14 protein-coding genes are annotated in these 20889 nt (G+C 51.5%); all 14 read left to right on the forward strand.

Annotated elements, in window-relative coordinates:
• Positions 1-426 (forward strand): dipeptidase (locus HMPREF9473_RS09305; RefSeq protein WP_006779840.1); only part of this gene is annotated, 426 nt, incomplete at its 5' end.
• Positions 427-568: 142 nt separating this feature from the next.
• Positions 569-1624: an ABC transporter substrate-binding protein gene (locus tag HMPREF9473_RS09310; RefSeq protein WP_006779841.1), complete on the forward strand. Its 1056-nt coding sequence runs from the start codon at positions 569-571 to the stop codon at positions 1622-1624.
• Positions 1625-1795: 171 nt separating this feature from the next.
• Positions 1796-2713 carry an ABC transporter permease gene (locus HMPREF9473_RS09315; RefSeq protein ID WP_034859069.1) on the forward strand — a complete coding sequence of 306 codons (918 nt, stop codon included), beginning with the start codon at positions 1796-1798 and terminating at the stop codon, positions 2711-2713.
• Entirely contained in the window at positions 2707-3504 is a 798-nt protein-coding gene (locus HMPREF9473_RS09320) for an ABC transporter ATP-binding protein (protein WP_006779843.1), read from the forward strand. The genes HMPREF9473_RS09315 and HMPREF9473_RS09320 overlap by 7 nt, the downstream gene beginning before the upstream one ends.
• A gap of 130 nt (positions 3505-3634) precedes the next feature.
• Complete coding sequence (locus HMPREF9473_RS09325) at positions 3635-4489, forward strand: tyrosine-type recombinase/integrase (protein ID WP_006779844.1); 855 nt, start codon at positions 3635-3637, stop codon at positions 4487-4489.
• A gap of 419 nt (positions 4490-4908) precedes the next feature.
• Positions 4909-5664 (forward strand): signal peptidase I, encoded by a 756-nt coding sequence (gene lepB / locus HMPREF9473_RS09330; RefSeq protein ID WP_006779845.1) that lies wholly within the window; start codon positions 4909-4911, stop codon positions 5662-5664.
• A gap of 49 nt (positions 5665-5713) precedes the next feature.
• Entirely contained in the window at positions 5714-5842 is a 129-nt protein-coding gene (locus HMPREF9473_RS28385; protein ID WP_278245523.1) for a hypothetical protein, read from the forward strand.
• Entirely contained in the window at positions 5829-17273 is an 11445-nt protein-coding gene (locus tag HMPREF9473_RS09335; RefSeq protein ID WP_006779847.1) for a hypothetical protein, read from the forward strand. The genes HMPREF9473_RS28385 and HMPREF9473_RS09335 overlap by 14 nt, the downstream gene beginning before the upstream one ends.
• Before the next feature lie 26 nt (positions 17274-17299).
• A complete protein-coding gene (locus HMPREF9473_RS09340; protein WP_006779848.1) occupies positions 17300-17872 on the forward strand; it encodes a hypothetical protein in 573 nt (190 codons plus the stop codon).
• Positions 17869-18444: a hypothetical protein gene (locus HMPREF9473_RS26140; RefSeq protein ID WP_006779849.1), complete on the forward strand. Its 576-nt coding sequence runs from the start codon at positions 17869-17871 to the stop codon at positions 18442-18444. The genes HMPREF9473_RS09340 and HMPREF9473_RS26140 overlap by 4 nt, the downstream gene beginning before the upstream one ends.
• A gap of 10 nt (positions 18445-18454) precedes the next feature.
• Positions 18455-19036 (forward strand): hypothetical protein, encoded by a 582-nt coding sequence (locus tag HMPREF9473_RS26145; protein WP_006779850.1) that lies wholly within the window; start codon positions 18455-18457, stop codon positions 19034-19036.
• 52 nt (positions 19037-19088) lie between these two features.
• The gene (locus HMPREF9473_RS09355) at positions 19089-19871 is read left to right on the forward strand and encodes a hypothetical protein (protein ID WP_006779851.1); all 783 of its coding nucleotides are present in this window, start codon (positions 19089-19091) and stop codon (positions 19869-19871) included.
• A gap of 28 nt (positions 19872-19899) precedes the next feature.
• Complete coding sequence (locus HMPREF9473_RS09360; protein ID WP_006779852.1) at positions 19900-20637, forward strand: hypothetical protein; 738 nt, start codon at positions 19900-19902, stop codon at positions 20635-20637.
• A gap of 32 nt (positions 20638-20669) precedes the next feature.
• A complete protein-coding gene (locus tag HMPREF9473_RS09365) occupies positions 20670-20864 on the forward strand; it encodes a helix-turn-helix domain-containing protein (RefSeq protein WP_006779272.1) in 195 nt (64 codons plus the stop codon).
• The last annotated feature ends 25 nt before the right edge of the window (positions 20865-20889 follow it).

Consider the following 20889-nt stretch of genomic DNA (forward strand, 5'->3'; position numbering starts at 1 on the left):
GGCATCTGGGATGTGTTCCGCCACACGAAAAAGCCCTTCGTGGCCAGCCATTCCAACGCCAGGGCCCTGTGCGGCCACGCCAGAAATCTGACGGATGAGATGATACGGGCGCTGGCGGAGCGGGGCGGTGTGGCCGGCATCAATTACTGCGCAGCATTTCTTGGAAGCTGGGAGAAGGGGGAGCCGAAACGGAGTTTGATTTCCGACATGGCGGCCCACATGAAGCATATGAAAATGGTGGGCGGCATCGGGTGCATCGGCCTGGGTTCCGACTTTGACGGTATCATGAGCGAGCTGGAGATGGATGGCCCGGATAAGCTGCCACATTTGGAGGAAGCCATGAGGCGGGAAGGATTTACCACCTCCGAGATAGAAGCCGTGTTCCATGGAAATGTGCTTCGGGTGTACCGGGAGATTCTAGGGTAAAAAGCAATTTCACACTTTGACGCTTTAAAATCATATAGGATTAATGCATTGACGTATCCCGGATTTTGTAGTATGATACCTAGTAAGTTCATGAAGCAGTCGTTTCACATGAATAATTCAGGTTAAAAGGGAGAGAACAATTATGAAAAAAACATTAGCAGTTGTGCTTGCAGGAGCTATGATTCTGTCCATGACAGCATGTTCCGCTAACGAGACAAAAACCACGGACGCGGCAGCGCCGGCAGAGACCACCACGGTGGCAGATACCGCGGCGGACACTACCGCGGCAGATACCACGGCGGCAGCCGGTGATGAGACCGTATATAAGATTGGCGTGCTTCAGCTGGTACAGCATGCGGCGCTTGACCAGTCCAACGAGGGATTCTTCGCGGCATTGGATGACGCGGGAATCAAATATGAGGCAGACCAGCAGAACGCGGCAGGCGAGCAGTCCAACTGCCAGACCATCGCCGAGAAACTGGTGAATGACAAAGATGATTTAATTCTGGCCATTGCAACCCCGGCAGCCCAGGCTGTGGCCGGCGTGACCACCGAGATTCCGATTTTATTAACCGCTGTTACCGACCCGGCAGAGTCCGGACTGGTGAACTCCAACGACGAGCCAGGGGTAAATGTATCCGGTACCTCCGATTTGACACCGGTGTCAGAGCAGATTGACTTGATGAAGCAGCTGATTCCGGATGTGAAAAATGTGGGCATCCTGTACTGCTCCGCAGAGTCCAACTCCGTATTGCAGGCAGACATGGCCAAAGCGGCATGTGACGCGGCAGGTCTCACCTACAAAGATTACACCGTTTCCAACTCCAACGAGATCCAGACTGTTGTGGAATCCATGATTGGCAAGGTGGACGCCATCTACGCGCCGACCGACAACATGATAGCGGCAGGTATGGCAACCGTAGCCATGATCGCAACTGACAACGGCATCCCGGTTATCTGCGGCGAGGCAGGTATGGTAGAGGCAGGCGGACTGGCAACCTACGGTATCGACTACTTCCAGTTAGGTTACCTGGCAGGCCAGCAGGCCATTGACATTCTGGTAAATGGCGCTGACGTAGCCAAGACTCCAATCGGATACCTTCCGGCAGATAAATGTGCGCTGACTGTCAATAAGACAACAGCTGACGCGCTGGGCATCGATATCACTGGACTTGAGGGCGCTGATGTAGTAGAATAACTGAGAGAGAATTAAATATGGCCAGGCAGACGTGTGAGGATGCGTCTGCCTGGTTATCAATAGATGCTTTACATAAAGGATGCAGGGGCATTTTTTATGTAAGGCATTTATGAATGTAAAGTGGAGGAAGAAAGTATGATTACAGCATCAGTGTTAGACATACTGAGCAGTATGGTGCCGGCGCTTCAGGGTGCGGTGGCTCAGGGGGTATTATGGGGTATTATGGTTTTGGGGGTCTACATTACGTTCCGCCTTCTGGATATTGCGGATTTGACTGTGGATGGAAGTTTTGCACTGGGCGGCTGCGTCTGCGCGGTGCTGGTGGTAAAGTACAATGTGAATCCCGTTTTAGCCCTTTTGGTGGCTACGATAGCAGGACTTTTAGCCGGAGCGATTACCGGCATTTTACATACGGTGTTTGAGATTCCGGCGATTCTGGCCGGTATTCTGACCCAGATTGCGCTGTGGTCCATCAACCTGCGGGTCATGGGCGGCAAGAGCAACATGCCGTTATTGAAGGTGAAGACTCTGATTTCCAGCGTGGTGGATATGACCGGGCTGACCCAGTCCCAGGCATCCCTGATCGTGGGAATCGTTGTGGCAATTCTGATGATTGTTCTGCTCTACTGGTTCTTCGGTACGGAGATTGGAAGCGCCCTTCGTGCCACCGGCAACAATGAGGATATGATTCGGGCCCTGGGCGTCAACACCAAGATGACCAAGCTGCTGGCTCTGATGATCAGCAACGGTCTGGTGGGACTGTCCGGCGGCCTGGTATGCCAGAGCCAGAAATATGCCGATATCGGCATGGGAACCGGCGCCATCGTCATCGGTCTGGCGGCCATCGTCATCGGCGAGGTGCTGATGGGACGTCTCCGCTCCTTTGGAAGCAAGCTGACATCGGCTGTGGTGGGCGCGGTTGTGTATTTCCTGATTCGCGCCATCGTGCTTCAGCTGGGGCTTTCCGCCAACGACATGAAGCTGTTCTCCGCCGTGCTGGTAGCGCTGGCGCTGAGTATCCCTGTGATGATAGGGAAATGGAAGATGAATCGGGCCTATTCTGAGGACGGGGAGGAAGAAGGATGCTGACAATTACCAATGTGAGAAAGACATTTAACAAGGGGACCGTCAACGAGAAGAAGGCGTTGAACGGGATTAACCTGCATTTGAATCCCGGAGACTTCGTCACGGTGATTGGGGGAAATGGAGCCGGAAAGTCCACGATGCTCAACATGGTGGCAGGCGTGTACCCCATCGACTGCGGGAAGATAGAGATTGACGGCGTCAACATTTCCAGAGAGCCGGAGCACAGGCGGGCCAAATACATCGGCCGGGTGTTCCAGGACCCTATGAGGGGAACGGCGGCCGGGATGGAGATTCAGGAGAATCTGGCGCTGGCCTTTAGGCGTGGGCAGATGCGTGGCCTGGGCTGGGGGATTAAGAGCAGCGAGAAGGAATTTTACCGTGACTCCCTGGCAAAGCTGGGGCTGGGACTTCAGACCAGAATGAGCAGCAAGGTGGGACTGCTGTCCGGCGGACAGAGACAGGCCCTGACCCTGCTTATGGCAACTCTGGAGCGGCCGAAACTGCTGCTTTTAGATGAGCACACAGCGGCCCTGGACCCAAAGACGGCCAAGAAGGTGCTGGAACTGACGGAAGAGATTATCAGCGAGCAGTCGCTGACGGCGCTGATGGTGACCCACAACATGAAGGATGCGATTCAGATGGGCAACCGCCTGGTGATGATGCACGACGGCAGAATCATCTATGACGTGGCCGGGGAAGAGAAGAAGAAGCTGCAGGTGGATGACCTGCTGAAGAAATTTGAGGAGGCCAGCGGCGAGGAGTTTGCGAATGACAGGATGATGCTGGCGAAATAAGGATTATGGAATGAGAGGGAGAGTTTCCGGGCTGGGATGGCGTGGAAATTCTTCTTTTTTTATTCTGGTAAAAGATAGGGGGGTATGATACAATAAAGCAATATAGAAGCTTAAAGGAGGTTTTTTTTTGATGGAAGAACGTAAAAATGTGAACTTGACGGACGAAATGTTGAGGAAATACCAGGATTATCTGAGGGATGAGGAGAGGAGTTTGGCTACGATTGAAAAATATGTGCGGGATGTGAGACGGTTTATGGAGCATTTGGGGGATGGGGAGCTCAGCAGGGAGAGTGTGAGAGAATATAAGCAGGAGTTAAAGGAAACGTATAAGATAACCAGCGCCAACTCTATGCTGGCGGCGGTGAACAGTTTTCTGGTGTTTGCGGGGTGTGGGGAGTGGAAGGTGAAACTGTTTAAGATCCAAAAGGTGCAGTATAGCCGGCCGGAGCGGGAGATAACCGGGAAGGAGTATGAGAGACTGGTACATACGGCACGCAGGCAGGGGGATGAGCAGATGAGTATGCTGTTACAGACCATTGGGAGTACGGGGATTCGAATCAGTGAACTCAAGTTTATCACGGTGGAGTCGCTGAAGGATGGAAGGGCGGAGATTTATAATAAGGGGAAATGCCGGGTGGTGCTGCTTCCGGAGGAGCTGACCAGGCTGCTGAAGAAATACTGTAAGAAGGCTGGAATTGTGGCGGGGAGTGTGTTTATCTCAAGGAGGGGGAATCCGGTGGACAGGAGCAATGTGAGTAAGAAGATGAAACAGCTGGGGCGGGAAGCAGGAGTGGATACGGAGAAAATATTTCCCCATAATCTGCGGCATCTGTTTGCAAGAACCTTTTACAGTATTGAGAAGGATGTGGTGCGGCTGATGGATTTACTGGGACATTCCAGTATCAATACGACACGGATATACACGATGACGACGGAAGAACAGCCGAGGAGGCAGATGTCGCGGATGCGGCTGGTGCTTGGATAGAATGGTTTTACGGCAAAAAAAATAACACCCCATAATGTCAATTATGCGGTGAAAAAAATCTGAACAGAAGGAAAATCCCTTCTTGATATAGTCTATTATACCCATTTTCGTAAAATTTGCAAGGTTTGAGATGTAAAAAAATGGAAAAGCAGTTTTGTGGGTACGTAGATTTATGCAAAATGGGGTCTGACAGGAATGGCGGTTGTGTTTTTGAAATGAAAAAAACAGGATGGCCAGCTTTGCTGTGTCCAAAAATAAATCAAATGATCTGAATATTCTATTCGTCTTTGGCGGAAGTAGCAAAAAGAGCCGGAATCAGACCGCCAGTGCTCGGCATTTCTGTTTTTTCTGAAATTAACGTCCAATAGCTCACTCTATAATTGACATTAGAGGGTAAAGCCCGGAGAGAGGTGCAAACCGTGGAAGCGGCGGCAGGAAAAGGGGAGTCCCGGAAGAAGAGGCGGAGAGAGCCGCAGAAAAAAGAAAAGAAGCAGTCGCATTTCCACCGGGTCCACCGTGGAGGATATGATGAGTCACAGATCATCTGTTATCTGTGGGATATCGTGAAATCGCTGGAGGCAGGGAGGAACGCGGGACAGACGGAGTATGAGGCGCTGGAGAAGCGGCTCCGGTGCCGGATTCGTGTGGAGATGAGACGATATTTTACGGTCAGGAAGAACCGGAACCTGAAGTATCTGTTCGGGGCGCTGGGGCTTGTGGCGGGAGTTATCATCGTGTTTGGATTTGTGATAGGGATTGACCGGGTGTCCGGGAACTCCATGTATCCATATCTGAATCATGGGGACTGGATTGTCTATTACCGTCTTTCCGGAGAAATACGTCGGGATGAAGTGATAGCCTTTGAGAAGGATGGAGAGAGTGTGGTCAAGCGAGTGGCGGGACTGCCTGGTGATGAGGTGGAGATAAGCGCGTCGGGAGGCCGTGTGGTGGTGAACGGAGTGCAGGTGAGAGAGAATTATGTGACGCTGCCGGATACGTCGAAGGAGGCGGCCGGAGATGAGATGGGAGGACCGCTGACGGTGATGGACGGGCAGTATTTTATGCTTGGAGATAACCGCGGGGTGTCCATAGACAGCCGTGACCGGACCATGGGAACGGTGCCGGCGGAGGATGTGCTTGGAAGAGTGATTCTGGTAGTCCGGGCTGGCGGGTGAGAGAACATCTGGAGATAAGGAATCTGAGATAAGAATGTATGGGATAAGGATGCCTGAGATGAGAACACTCAGAGGCAAGAATATCCGGGACAAGAGACCGGAACATGAACAAGAAAGAGAAAGCAACAAAAAGATAGAGGATAAACCAATGGAGGGGTACAGATATGAGCCATTTTAGACTGCATACGAGAACAAACGGGAAGGACCGTCTGAAATATGTGATTGCGGGAATCGCCTGCATTCTGGCAGTGGGAGCGGCGGGATATGCGTTGCACAGTATCGGGACAGCCCGTGCAAAGAGCCGTGAGACTGTGGAGTTACATACGGGCGAGGAACTGGAGCAGTATCTGCTGGACAGCGAAAGCGAGGACTATAACTTAAACGGAAGCTACCGTCTGGAAGAAGACCTGGAGCTGGGATGGCTGTACCAGTCAATTGGAAACAATGTGGAGCCGTTCACCGGGAAATTTGACGGAAACGGCCACGTGATAAGCGGCCTGGAGCGGCCGTTATTCGGCGTGGTGAAGAAAGCGGAGATAGAGAACCTGTTTTTCAGCGGAGCGTTAATCACGGAGCCATTTACGTATTATGACGGTGAGCATTATGTGGATGGATACAGCGCGCTGGCGGCATACGCAGTGGACAGTAAAATCCGGAACTGCGGAATGGATGGAGAGATCTACACAGCCAGCCCATCAGAAGCCGAGTACCAGGTAGCCAAAGCCAGCCCATCAGACGCAGAAGAACGGAAGAAACCGTCAGAGACAGAGTCGTCAGAAGCGCCGGAGAGCAGCACCGACGCCGCTGAAAATGGTGTGGCAGGCGGAAACGGTAATGGAGCCGGTGGAAGCGTGACAGATGGAACAGAAGAAGGCCCTGGAAATGAAACAGTTATTGGAAATGAAAATGAGACAGGAGATGTCCAAGAGGAGACATCTAATATAGAATCGAGCGTTCCGGACAATACGAATCAGGAAACAGACAGCCAGACAGAAAGCAATCCGGAGAATTTCGGAAATGAAGGAAGCCAGGAATCCGGAGACCAGACTGACATAACCGAAGGAGAATCACCGGAACAGGGCGGAACGCCAGCGCCTGACACAACCCAGGCAGAAAACGCAGGACAGTCAGCAGATGGTAATCAGGAGCAGCCGGCGGGTGGCAACCAGGAGAATCCCGCAGGCGGAAATGAAGAACAGCCAGACGCCGGAAATACAGGTGGGCAGTCAGACGCCGGGAATACAGGCGAAAACGAAGCCGGAGAATCCGGCCAGCCGGAAGCCCCGGCAGAGAACAGCGCATCCGTCCACCCAGTAAACAGACAGTATTTAATGCTGAAGATATCGGAACTGCCGGACGCGGAAGCCGCAGCTGCAGCCGCAGACCAGGCCACTCCCTCCGATGCAGACCAGGCAGACGGAGAGACGACTGATAACAGCCAGCCAGACAAAGAACTGCCAGAACCAGCCAGCCCATCAGATGCCAAAGACACAGGAACTGATAAAGAAGAAATCGAATACATAGGGAACCCATTCGGCGATGTCTACATCCTTGTGACCGCAGACCGTGTAACCGCCGGAGGCCTGGTAGCCGAGACCGCCGGTGAAACCCTGATATCAGACAGCTTTGTGCTGGTAAGCCTCTCCTCCGAACTGGACGGAGTGGAAACCTACGCCGGAGGATTAGCCGGAATCCTGGGAGCCCATACAAGAACCGAGAACAGCTATGCGTCAGGAGTCCTGTCCTGCGATGATATTGTCGGAGGATTTGCCGCCATCAACGACGGCCGGATAGAAAACAGCTATTCCAGCATGGTGCTGGGAGAAGCAGGAACCATCCGGGGAGGATTCACAGCATTGGGAACCGGAAAGTTCAAAGGCTGTGTCTACGACAAACAGATGGCCTGCGCCAAAGACAGAAATGAAGATACCGAATTAGATGATACCGAATTAGAAGATACCGAGCTGGAAGAGACAGAACTGGAGGAACCCCTTCCAGGGAACGGGCCATCAGGATTCCCGGACCAGCTGCCACCAGACGAATCCCAGACCGAAACAGAAGAAGACCACACCGGAATGATACAGGTCGGCCCAGGAGAGTGGATAGAAGCACCTGCGGAGCAGCCAGCAGCAGAAGAACCGCTTGCGGAGCAGCCAGTAGCAGAAGAAGCACCTGCTGAGCAGCCAGTAGCAGAAGAACCGCTTGCTGAGCAGCCAGCAACAGAAGAACCGTCCGAAAATCCGGAGCAGCCGGACCCAGTAATCGCTCAGGAACCATCCACCTCCACACAGGTCCGTGAACTGCCGGAATTTACCTTAAAGGGCCTGCCCACTTCCCAGATGGTAGGACTAGACGCACAGATACCAGGAACCTGGTATTACAGCGAGAATGCCTATCCCCAGCTGGAATCCTTTGCATATCATGGACAGCAAACAATTGTAGACAGTTCCAAAGCTTCAGTTATCGCCTTGGTTTTGCCCGACGAATTTACTCTGGCAGATGTATTAGAGGATGGAGAGTTAATCCTGCCCACAGAGATCGATGGACAGGAAATTCAATGGGAAGCAGAAGGCCACGTCATCATAGATGAGAATAACCGTGTTCGTGCAGACCAGACTGAAAAGGAACCAGGTGGAGCAGAACAGACGAAACCAGAACAGACGGAACCAGAACAGACCACACAGACAGAGGCATCGGTATCCAGCCATGAAGTTCCTAAGGTGGGAAGCAAACTAGAATCCATATCGCCAGAGGAGGTAACGACCAAATCAGAGCCAAGTGAGCCGGATTCTACCCCAGATGCTGCCCCAGATTCTACCGAACCATCGGAAGACTCTGAAAACACGGTCAAACTCAAAGGCTCTATCGGGGAATCCACCAAAAATTTTTCTATTTCAAGCATTCGCCAGGCCCAAGCCACTTATGCGGTGACAATGACCTGGCAGGAGATAGGGGAGCGGGTGGACTCCGGTGATTTGAGCAGTTTTTTACCGGGGAAAAGCAGTGACGGCTATTATGAAATCAGTACCGCGGAGGCACTGGCTTGGTTTGCCTATCAAGTGAATCTCAAAGGCAACAATGAAATCAATGGAAGATTAACGGCAGACATCGATTTATTCGGAGGAACCTATACGGACAACACATACAATGAGACCACGAACAATATCGATGATGCAGTTATCTGGATACCTCTTGGGAATCTTTCGAGCACGCTGACGGCTGGCTATTGTGGAATCTTTGACGGAAACCAGCACCATGTTTCGAATATGAGAGTTGGGACATTATCTGGAGACAATGGTTTACGCAAAGGATTCATTGGAGTTTTAGGAGATGATGCGTCCAGAAAAGCTGGTATTATTAAAGACTTTGGAGTGAAATCAGGAAAAGTAACCGGTCTGAGTTATACAGCCGGCATCGCCGCTGTGGTCCAGGGAACAGGCAGCAAAGTTCAAAGGTGCTGGAATGGAGCGGAGATATCAGGAATTTCTCCTGTTGGAGGAATTATAGCTCTGATGGGGAGCAGCAGCGTTCCACAAATGAATCAGGTCGTGGAAGGGTGTTATAACCTGGGAACACTCACCATGAGTGGTACTGCCGGAGGTCCATGTATTGGAGGAATCGCTGGAGTTGTCTTTGCAGGAAGTGGAGGTCAAGTGATTCGAAACAGCTATAACCAGGGAAGGGTGACAGGGCCGGTAGGGGATAATATCAACATAGGCGGTCTGGTAGGCGTATTTTATGGAACCAAAATGGAAAACTGCTATAACTCAGGCATCGTGTCGTCCGGGTATGGAATTGCAGCAAAGGCTTACAGCGGCAGAGTCAAAAATTGTTATTATGAGAAAAGTGCAGCGGGAATCATATCCGAGGAAATCCCGGATGCAGCAAATGCCGGGGTAATGTATGGAGTGACTGTCAGTCAGTTAAAGAGCTGGTCAGCCGCATATGCATTGAACGGCTATGGTCTGGAATCGGACTCCGAGGAGTGCAGCTGGACATGGACAACTGGAGGAGTTCCTACTCTTTATAATAAGGAAACCAATCCGGAGAAGAAGCTGGCGCCCGCCGAGAACTGGTCTGTCATCGGTCAGGGAGTTGCCGATGGACTCATAGGAATGCGAAACACCAGAATCCAGACTCCGATACCAGAAGGCGACGGAAGTCGGGAGAATCCTTACATATTGACCAATGCCGAGCAGCTGGCCTGGTTTGCCGGGGAGGTGAATCGAAATAAAGAAAGCTCTACGCTCAGTGCGAAAATGACCGCTAACATGGATTTGTCAGGTCTCCCATATACAGGATATACCAGCGCGGAGGTTGAAGCCGATATTACCAAGGCGTTAGTGTGGGTGCCGATTAGTGAATATATAAGCGGCGGTACCCGTTTCTATGTAGGAACCTTTGATGGGGCTGGTCATTATGTGACCAATATGTATGCAATTGGAGAGACTTACCAGGGCTTTTTTAGCATGACAGGAAGCAGGGCTGGGTCCTCTGCTGTGATCAAGGACTTTGGAGTGAAATCAGGAAAAGTGACACGAACGGGAACTGCTGGAGGCAGTGATGCCGGAATTGCAGCCTGGGCAGAGGGGAAGAATGTGGTGTTTCAGAGATGCTGGAATGGTGCGCTCATAGATTCTGGAAGATACGGTGCAGGAATCGTTGGAGTGTGGAATGTCCAAGATTCTCTCATTGAAGATTGCTACAATGTTGGAGAAGTGAAAGGAAAGGATAGTTCCGGTGGGATTATTGGACAATGGAGTAGAAATGAGGTTAACTACATCAGAAACTGCTATAACCTTGGCCCGGTGACAGTGACAACATCGGCGCCAGTGATGACATTTGGAAGTGGTGGAATTATTGGAATATGCAGAGATGGCTCATCGACAGGAGGGTATCAATTCCAAATGGAAAACTGCTATTCTGCTGGAAAAATAGTTGGCAATAAAACTAGTACCGGAGGACTCATTGGATATACAACGAAGTCCATCGCTCCGGTGAAAAACTGCTATTATGATAAGGAAAGCAGCGGACAGATATCGGCCGGAGCTGGAATTACGGAAGCGGAGGCACCTGGACTTACGACAGAACAGGCCAAGAGCTGGTCGCTGGCCTACGCGCTGAACGGTTACCGCCGGGAAGCCAAAGATGCATCAGAAACATCCTTTACATGGAAAGAAGGCGAATATCCGACCCTGTACTGGGATGGGAGGACAGACGAAGCCGGCAATCCCGTAGAGAAACTGGGCCCAGCCAAAGACTGGGAAGTTATCGGAATGGGCATGGATGCCGGTCTGATTGGAAATCCATATACCGGAGAGAAGTATTCTCTTCCGGCAGGGGACGGAGTCACAACTCCCTATCAGATAGGAAGCGCCGAGCAGCTGGCCTGGTTTGCCAGAAAGTGCTCTATTTATGGAACCGGAAATACCGCTCCAATCGAGGTGGATTTTGATGCCGTTCTGACGGGCTATATTGATTTGGGGGGAGATGCATACGTAGACAGCGGAATACTAAGGTGGGTTCCAATTGCATCCTATCCACAATATTATAAAGGAACCTTTGATGGTGCAGGATATATGATAGACCGTATGGAGGTGGAAGAACAAGGCGCAGCAGGACTATTTGGCTGGACTATATGTGGTGTGGTGATAAAAAATTTAGGAATAGGTCCCAGAAGTAAAGTGACATCAACTGGTGAAGATGTCTCTGGTCGTTATGGTGGGGCTGGTGCACTGATAGGAATAGCAGCTACGTATGGTGGTGGCATTTCAACATTTGTGATAGAAGGATGTTACAGCCGTGCAGCGATTCATGGATATGAGTCAAATTGTACGGGAGGATTAATAGGAATGGAAGGAGCCAACTCCACGGTTGCAAGGCGGATATCCGGATGCTATGTGGCTGGACCGATAGATGTTAATGGTGTAGCTGTGACTAAAGGAGCAATGATCTCAAAGATATCAGTAGCCAACGACAGTTCCGCTAATACGGGAATATATAATTGTTATTGGGACAGTGATATCCTTGGGACTTCGATGACACCAGATGACGGAACTTACAGCCGCTCAGAGTGCAGCGGAAAGACAACAGCCGAACTGAAACAGACAGCTATCATTGCAAGCCTAAATAAATCCATCACGGAGAAAAACTGGATATACAACGATCCGGCCACTTCCAAAATTAACGATGGCTACCCGATTCTAAAAAACAAGAACTTAATCACCACCTGGAGAGACGTAGCAGTGAACTTAGAACTTCCAACTCCCACCGTGCAGTCCCCATCGGGCGATATCTCGACCCATGGAACCGAGGCCAACCCATACCTGCTGTCTTCCGCCGAGGACCTGGCCTGGTTTGCCAATGAGGTTAATAACGGAAAGATAAATCTCTGTGGCAAAATGATGACAGACATCGACTTATTTGGAAGCAAGTACAGTGGTGTTGACTGCGCGGCAGACGGCAGCAATATAGATTCTGCAATTGTGTGGGTTCCCATGGGAGGTGACCCTGGTCAGTTGGGTAAGGGCTACATGGGGATATTTGATGGAAATGGTTGCCAGATTACCAATATCTTTGTAAGTGACACAGGCGGAGCTACGGGATTTATTATGGAGCTGGGAAGTAATGACCAAGGTGGATTGGTGAAAGACCTGGGAATTGCATCAGGAAAGATAATTGGTTTGAAGAACCATACAGCCGGAATTACCGGGCTAATGTTCGGAGACAGCCAGATTCGGAGATGCTGGAATGGTGCGGAGATACAGGGAGCAACAGCTAATGTGGGAGGAATTGTTGGAGCTATATTAAGGTTCTCTGATACTGGAGAAGGTACATACACTCCAGTGGTAGAAGGCTGTTATAACATAGGAAAAGTGAATGGAAAGGGAAGCACTGTCGGGGGAATTGCCGGAAATGCAGGAGGAGGCGAAAATGTGAGAGCAAGAATCCGGAACTGTTATAACCTTGGGGAAATAACAGGCTCTTATTCAGCCAGCGGTATTGTGAGTGGTTTAACGACAGGAAGCCTTGTGGAGAACTGCTATAATGCCGGAACTATTACGGCTCCCGCTGCATATGGAATTGCGAACACAGCAGCAGGGCAGATAAAAAATTGCTATTTTGATAAGACAAAAACCACGGTTTCCGGCGCGACAGGAAATGATAACGCCAGCACTGTCGGTGCTATTGATACGAATGGAATCAAGAGCTGGGGAGCGGCCTGGGCCCTGAATGGATACGGTTTAGAATCAGTGGGCGCCACAGGTGTGACAGATGTGACGGATACCACAGACAGTTCCTTCACCTGGAAAGAAGGAGGGTACCCAGCCCTGTGCTGGCCAGGCGATGATGATTATCAAGAGAACAAACTTCGTGCAAATACCTGGCTGGATGTGGGGTATGCTGTGGAAAATGACCTTCTTGGAATACGAGGAAACACCGAAACGATAAAAAAACCAAGTAATGCAGGAACAGAAGAAGACCCCTACCAGCTGACCAATGTAGAACAGCTGGCCTGGTATGGATACATATCTACAATTAAAACCAGTACATCAGTTCAGATGCAGGCTGATATGGATTTATTTGGTTCCAATTATACTGGAGAGACTTATGATAGCAGCAGAGATAATATTGAACAGGCATTACGGTGGGTTCCTATTGGAAAAAATGCCGAAGGAGTATTCCAGTACAATATGTCAAAGACATTTGATGGAAATGGACATTATGTCACCAATATGCTGGTCAATGAGCCCAGCTACAATACTGGATTTATTGCACAAGCTTCCGGAACTGTAAAAGATTTCGGTGTAAAATCCGGAAAAATTACAGGGGGTGCAGGGGCTAATGCGGCTATTGTAGGAAGTACAGCTAGTTCTGGAAAAGTATATAGGTGTTGGAATGGCGCAACCGTGAGAGGAGTTAATTGGACGGGAGGAATTGTTGGGCAGATGCCGAACTGCAGTACGGTAGTGATTGAAGGATGCTTTAACATGGGAGATATCAGTGGAACAAGTAGTTATACGGCTGGAATTGCAGGAGGAACTGCCAATGTCCATACTGGTCCGACAATCAGAAACTGCGGAAATACAGGAAAGATTAGTGGAACCTATTCCAGCGGAATTGTGAATCTGATTGGATTGACGGAGAATGGAAAATGGGGTAGCCTATCCAATTGTTACAATGCTGGAGTGGTAACGGGAACTTCGCGTGCCGGTGCAATTATGTATGCGAAGGAGGGAAGTATCTTTAATTGTTACTACGATACAGCAAAGACTGCAAATCCAGGTACTGGTTTCAGCACATTAGAAGCAAGAGCACGGACCACAGAACAGCTGCAGTCCTGGGCGGCGGCCTATGCATTGAACGGCTATGGCCTTGACCAGACAGAGGACTCCTTTGCAGGAACAGCAACCACAGAAAGTGCCTGGACCTATCTTCCAACCGGTGATACCCCGGTATATCCCACCATTTGCTGGCCCGGTTCATCGGATGCAAGTGCGCCAAAGAAACTGGGAGTCCCGGACAGCTGGGAGGATGTTGGTTTTGGCGTAGATGCCGGACTAATCGGAAACCGGACCACAGGAGTGGTGACAGCGAGACCAGGCGGAAATGGAAACAGCACCTCGCCTTATCTGCTGACCAATGCAGAACAGCTGGCATGGTTTGGTTACCAGGTTAACCATGGGAAGCCGAAGATTTACGGGACAATGACCACGGATATTGATTTGTTCGGAACCCCCTATACAGGAATCACCTACGATGCCGGAGCTGACAATATTGACGATGCAGTGAAGTGGAAGCCGATGGGACTGAGGAGTTCAGACTGGAACACTGGTTATCAGGGGACTTTTGATGGAGACGGATATTTACTAAATCATCTGAAGGTTAAGGTAACGGGCTTTGGTGATATGGCAGGATTCATCGAGGTGCTGGGAGGTGCAGGAACCAGTGGAGTCGTGAAGAAGCTGGGACTTCAGTCAGGAAAGATAACTGCATCTGCATATGCAGGCGGGATTGCCGGAGTAATGATGGGTCGGGGCAGTATGATATCCGGCTGTTGGAATGGTACAGATATCGTTGGACCGACGGGCATGACCGGAAGTGGTCTGGGAGGAATCGTTGGACTGATAGGGATAGCGGATCACCGCTCGTCGGGTCTAGTGATAGAAGGCTGCTGGAATGAGGGAACCATCGCTGGGAAAGTGTGGACGAATTCCTACTTTGGAGGCATGGCAGGACGGCTGTTTAATACGGAAAACTCTGTAATACGAAATTGTTACAATCAGGGAACCATTGCCAAAGATGCGGGAGAGGTCAAGGGTATTGGAGGAATACTGGGATATGTTGATACCAATGCCAATAGTAACCGTGTGGAGTACTGTTACAATTCCGGAAATATTGCATCTGCACGAACTGGAGTAACCGGAGCGATAATCGGCTTTGGAAAGAATGATAATACGACTGTCACTGGCTGCTACTATGATACAGCCAACAGTACCGGAATCAAATTGCCAGGGGCCAACATCACAGAATCAGAGGCCAGAAGCCTGACCACAGCCCAGTTACAGTCCTGGGCGGCGGCCTATGCACTGAACCGGAACGGAATGAAGAACAGTGCGTCAGACTATGGCAATTTCACCTGGAAGTCCGGGGAGTATCCGTCCCTGTGTTATGCAGAAAGTACGGATTATGATACCAGGAAGCTGCAGCCGGCAGAGAGCTGGGAAGTGATTGGACAGGGCGTGAAGGACCAGTTACTGAAAGACAGCACAGGAGCTTTCATCCCGGAGCCAGTCAAAGACGGGGCAGGCGCCTATTCCATAGAATGTGCGGAGCAGCTGGGATGGTTTGGGATGACGGTAAACAGTGACACGGCAAATCAGACTCTGAATGCCAATCTGACCAAGGACATCGACCTTCTGGGAGACCGTTACGGAGGAACCGAGGATGCCCGGATTCCATGGATTCCGATGGGAACCTATCAGGGGCATCTCGGCGAAGGACAGGCAAAGGTATATCAGATTAAGAATATGTTTGCGGGCGGAGTACCAGGGAAAGTGATAAGATATGCCGGGCTAATTGGAATTTTGAGCAGCACCGGACAGGTTACACAGATCGGTATGGAAGCACCAATTATAGGTCCTACGGATGCCAATGCCCCAAGAGGAATCTGGGGTGGAGCGATTGCAGGCCAGATGGATGGTGCCGAAACGATGATATCTGAATGTTATGCCAGAAATGCAGTTATCAGAGTGGGATCGGTAGGCGGTGCAGCCGGTGGAATCACAGGAAAAGTGTATAATGGAGGGAAAATCCAGGATTGTTATGTCATAGATTCTGACATTTCCAGTATGGGAACCACCAGTGGTTCCACGTCCGCTGCTGGTGGAATATCGGGAGGTTCCAGTGGCACGACGTTGCCTGTCGAAAATTGTTATGTTGCTGGTAATACACTTGCAGCGATGATGGGTTCGTCTCCGGGATACACAAATCCTGTGGCATATGCTACAACCAAGAAGAACTGTTACAGCGATGGATCAAGCGAGAGTGGTGTAGAAAATCTGTCGAAAAGCCAGTATCAGACTGACCAGCTAAACACCCTGGATGCCACCGAGCGGAGGGGAGACGACCGGGTGTGGTATACGTCCTTAAGCAACGAGGCAACCCATGGATATCCGACCCTGGATGCGCCGGTGAAGCTGACCGTGGAACTGGAGCCGCCAACAACGTTGATTTCAGACCCAGGTGATATAAAGGGTGGAACCCTGCCATCCCAGGTGATGCTGCGTGGAATCCGTGAAGAGGGCGGCAGCAGCACGACCTATCAGCCAGTGAATGTCAACAAGATTACCGCGAATTATAGTACCTATGGCTATGAATCCGCCAATAAGATGCTGGCTTTCTGCGGAGGAGGCCAGACGATTGCGGATGTCAACGGCGCGTCTCTGACAGACCCGGCAGAAACTAGCAAATTTCCAGGCTTTGAGCAGGTATACCTTTACAATGCAGCTGCATATAACGCACCGAAGAGAACCTTTATGCTGGATGTATGTGACACTGGAAAGACAACCCGTTATGAGATCTGCATCACCGTGAAGGACCCGGCCAGCAAGACCATGAGCCTGACCTTCCCAGTGAATCCGGTGACCATTGAGCTGGAACCCGGAATGAAGCGGAAGTCCGAGTCAAATGAAGTAACCGTGACAAATGGAAACAGCTACCCATTAACGGGAAGAATCTCCGGAGTCACCCCGCTGACGGGCAAAAATGTGGAGTTAATGCCGATAAAAGCGAAGCTGGATACCATCGATGAGAGAACCGATTTGGTGAAAGCGGGAGTGAAGCTGGGAATCAGCGGAGTCGGTGGAGGAACTGATGAGTATTACTACAATCCGAAAGATGGTGGAAACTGGGTGTCATACGAGATGGTAGGAAAGGAAAAGACAGGACAAAACAGCCTGAAATTCCACTATTTCATGGAGTACAGCCCGCTCTATGCCGGACCGGAGCAGACCTTCGGCTACGAGATTACTTACAGCAGCGGAATCCCGAAAGAGGATGTAACCACAACGACAATGACAGCCGATACCGCGGGAAGCGGAAGCTGACGGTCTGAGCGGATGGGAGACAGAAGATGAGGAAAGAAAATGGTAACAGCAGGGGAAGACGCCGCCGCAGGCGGCGGCTCCCCATCCGCCCGGCAGTTCTGGCATGGGCGGCGGGAGGTGTGGCGGTCCTGGCGGCAGTTATTGCTATCCTGACCACCTGGGTTCCCAACGCGGGAATCCTTCCGGACCCGATGCAGGCCCAGGTGGACATCATGCCGGACAGCCATGCCAGGAACGGAACCCTCCACGCAGCAGAAGAGCGCACGGTGGAGGAAGGAGATTTCTGGGTGGTTATCAACCAGATACCCAAGGTGGAGCTGGGAAAGAAGACCTGCAACCTGGAGTATGAGAACCCGGAAGCCAACCATTACAGCGCCCGCGTCAACCTGTACCTGACAGAGACGGGGGAGCACCTCGGAGGAACCCGCCGGGTGGACCCAGGAAGCTATGTGAAAGATATTACATTAAACAAGAAACTGGAAACAGGGGATTACCCGGTGACAGCCCAGATTGAATTGTTTCAAGAAAAGACGCCTGCAGGAAGCATGTCCCTGGATATCATCCTGCGGGTGCTGGAGGAGGGAGACAGGATCGGATGAGTATGGAAGAGGAACAGACACCAAAGTACAGCCCCCGCCGCCCCAGAAACGGGAAACAGAGCCATGCCAACCTGCTGGTGATTCTCCTGGCCCTGGTGTTCTGCGTGGCCGTGGCCTGCACGGCGGCCTACCTGGTAGCCAGGAACAGCCAGCCCGCAGCCGCAGGAACGCCGGGCCTGGTGGCGGAGGGAAATGTAAAGACCGGAACCATCAACGACCCGGCAGGAGGCCAGGAGGCGCTGAACGAAGTGGTGAGGGAGGGAATGCTCTCTTTCTCCATCAACGCGACGCCCAGCATGCAGGACGGGAAGTCAGAAATCAATCTTCTGATAGAAAACCCGCCCAACAACGGCACCCGTTTTACTGTCACCATCTGCCGTGAGGACACCGGAGAGGAAATCTACAAATCAGGCTACTTAGACCCGGAGCAGTACATCGACAACACCCATCTGGATGTGGAACTGCCGGAGGGAGAATACCCGTGCATCGCCTACTTTGACTCCTACCGGATCAAGGACAGCAGTTACATAGGAAGAGCGGCGGCACAGATCACCGTGTACGTGCTGGACTGATGGAGGGCATATGAGAGAAAAAAGAGAAATGCCCGCTGCCCCTGTGAGCGGGCGGGGCAGAAAAGAAAAACCCGGAAAGAAGTTCACGGGAATCCTGGTGGTGGTATTACTGCTGGTGGTTGCTTTGCTGGGAGCGGCAGTCTATCTGCTTCTGGAGAGGAGCAAACCGGAGGCAAAAGAGGGCCTGGCCTACGAGGCCAACGTCATAGCCGGAGACATTCCAGGCAAGTCAAAGGAAGAGCGTCAGAGAGAGTTAAACTCGGTGGTGGAAGAAGGAATGCTGGCCATGTCCATCAACGCCACGCCCAGCGGCCCAGGAACCGGCCGTGACCGTTCCGTCAACTGGCTGATAGAGAACCCGTCCAACCAGGGAAAACTGATACGCGTGGAAATCTACCGTGACGACACCGGAGAAAAGATATACGAAACCGGAGCCATCAAACCAGGAAACTACGTAGAGTCAGCCCCTCCGGACACCGACCTGCCGGTAGGAGAGTACGACTGCACGGCCCGCTTCTACACCTACCGTCTGGAAACAGAAGAATACATCGGCCAGGCCGCGGCCAGAATCAGGCTGGTGATATATGAATGAGACAGATAAAACAGTGGCGGTCAGAACAAGAGAAGGAGAAAGGAGGGGAGGGATGTTGCAAAGAAAGAAGATGGCAGGCGTGGCGGCCTGGATGGCAGTCTGTCTCCTGGCGCAGAGCCAGACAATGCCAGCATACGGAGCCGGAATATCCGGGAGTATGGGAAAAACAGATGGAACCAGCCGGCTGCAGAACACAGTTCCGCTCACTGGTGGCAGAAGCGGGGAAGCGCCCACCGGAGTCGGCCTGGAGAACCTGGAAATCAACCCAGAGATTGGGGACAGCGCTTCAGTCCCCGTGGAGATGAAGGGAACCGTAACCGCGTCCCTGATATCCGTCAGTCTCCCGGCAGACGGCTTCGAATTCAGCGTAGACCCGGAAGCGCCCTTCGACTTAAGCGCCCCGGCGGCGCAGATACTGAGCCCGGATGTAAAAATCGAAAACCATTCCGTAGTGCCGGTAAAGCTGGAAATCGCCCGCGTGGACGACATCGGAGACAATGACGTCAAATTTTCAGAGAAGTTTTCCAGCGAGCGGGAGCAGTCCTTCCAGCTGGTGGACACCATAGCGGGGGCCAACGCCCCAGGAACCGCCATCCTGGTACTTGGCATGGAAAACCGTCAGTACCAGACCAGCCGGGAATTTGAACATTACGCCATCTGCCCAGGAAAGACAGGCATCTACGTGGCAGAAATCGAAGCAGGCGGCCAGACCACCTTAAAATTATACGGAAAAGTATCGGCCGATTTCTACGGAAGCTACGAGTTCACCGTAAGGCCAACCCTAAAAATCAGCGCAGTCCAGGCCAACGAGCCAGCTGATTCATATAGAGAATAAAATAAAAGGATAGCAGGAGGAAGAAACAATGAGAAAGACCAAGAAAATGGCAGCCCTGGCATTGACCATAGCCATGGCGGCAGGCGGAATGACAAGCGCATACGCGGCGGGAGCGACAGGCGAGACAAGCGTGGAGGCGAGCAAAGATGTAAAGAGCGCCGGAGACACCAGCATGCTTCTGACAGGAACCATCAAGGTAACCACCTTAAGCGTCACCATCCCGACCACCGTGTCCTTCAACGTGGACATGACCAAGGTGCCGGCATCCGGCGCCAGCGACAAGACGGTCAATGTCCAGGTAGAACAGCCGGCAGATACGGTTTACAAGATAACCAACAATTCCGCGTCGTCAGTCTGGGTATACGTAACAGGAGTCACCCCGGAGGCCAACGGCGGAAGTCTCCCAGTTCTGACAAATACCTATGCAGATGTAAAAACAAAAGACAATAACATGCTGTTTGCTATCAAGGATTCCGCAGAAGCCTCACCAGCGGCCGGAACCTACTCCGACCCGGCGACAGAGCCGAATGAGATAGGAACAGCCGCGTACTGGATGACGTCAGCAATCAGCAGCACAGACAAGTACTACCTGAATTCCACCACCAAAGGAGAGCTGATAGCCAAAGATTTAGCCGTAGACGCCAAAGCAGGCAAAAACGAAATGCCGCTGACCATCTACGCCTTCACCAGAAAAGGCTGGAAAGCCGGAGACAAGTTCAACGTAACCCCAGTCTTCACCGTATCCGTAACAGACCCAACCGCATAAAGAAAGAATCAATAAAAAAGGAGGACCCAAACATGGCAAACAGAATCCCATGCACCCCATTTGGAAAGAAAATGAAAATCGCAATGGTAGAACAGGACATACCCCAGCAGGAGCTGGCGAGACGCCTGGGCATCGCCAACTCCACAGTCAGCGACATCATCTACGGCCGCAACCAGTGCGAGCGCACCAAAGAACGCATCGCCGAGACCCTCGGAATCCAGGGCTGAAAATCATAGCCCCAAAAAGAAAGTC

It is taken from the genome of Hungatella hathewayi WAL-18680 (assembly GCF_000235505.1).
GTDB classification, from domain to species: Bacteria; Bacillota; Clostridia; order Lachnospirales; family Lachnospiraceae; genus Hungatella_A; species Hungatella_A hathewayi_A.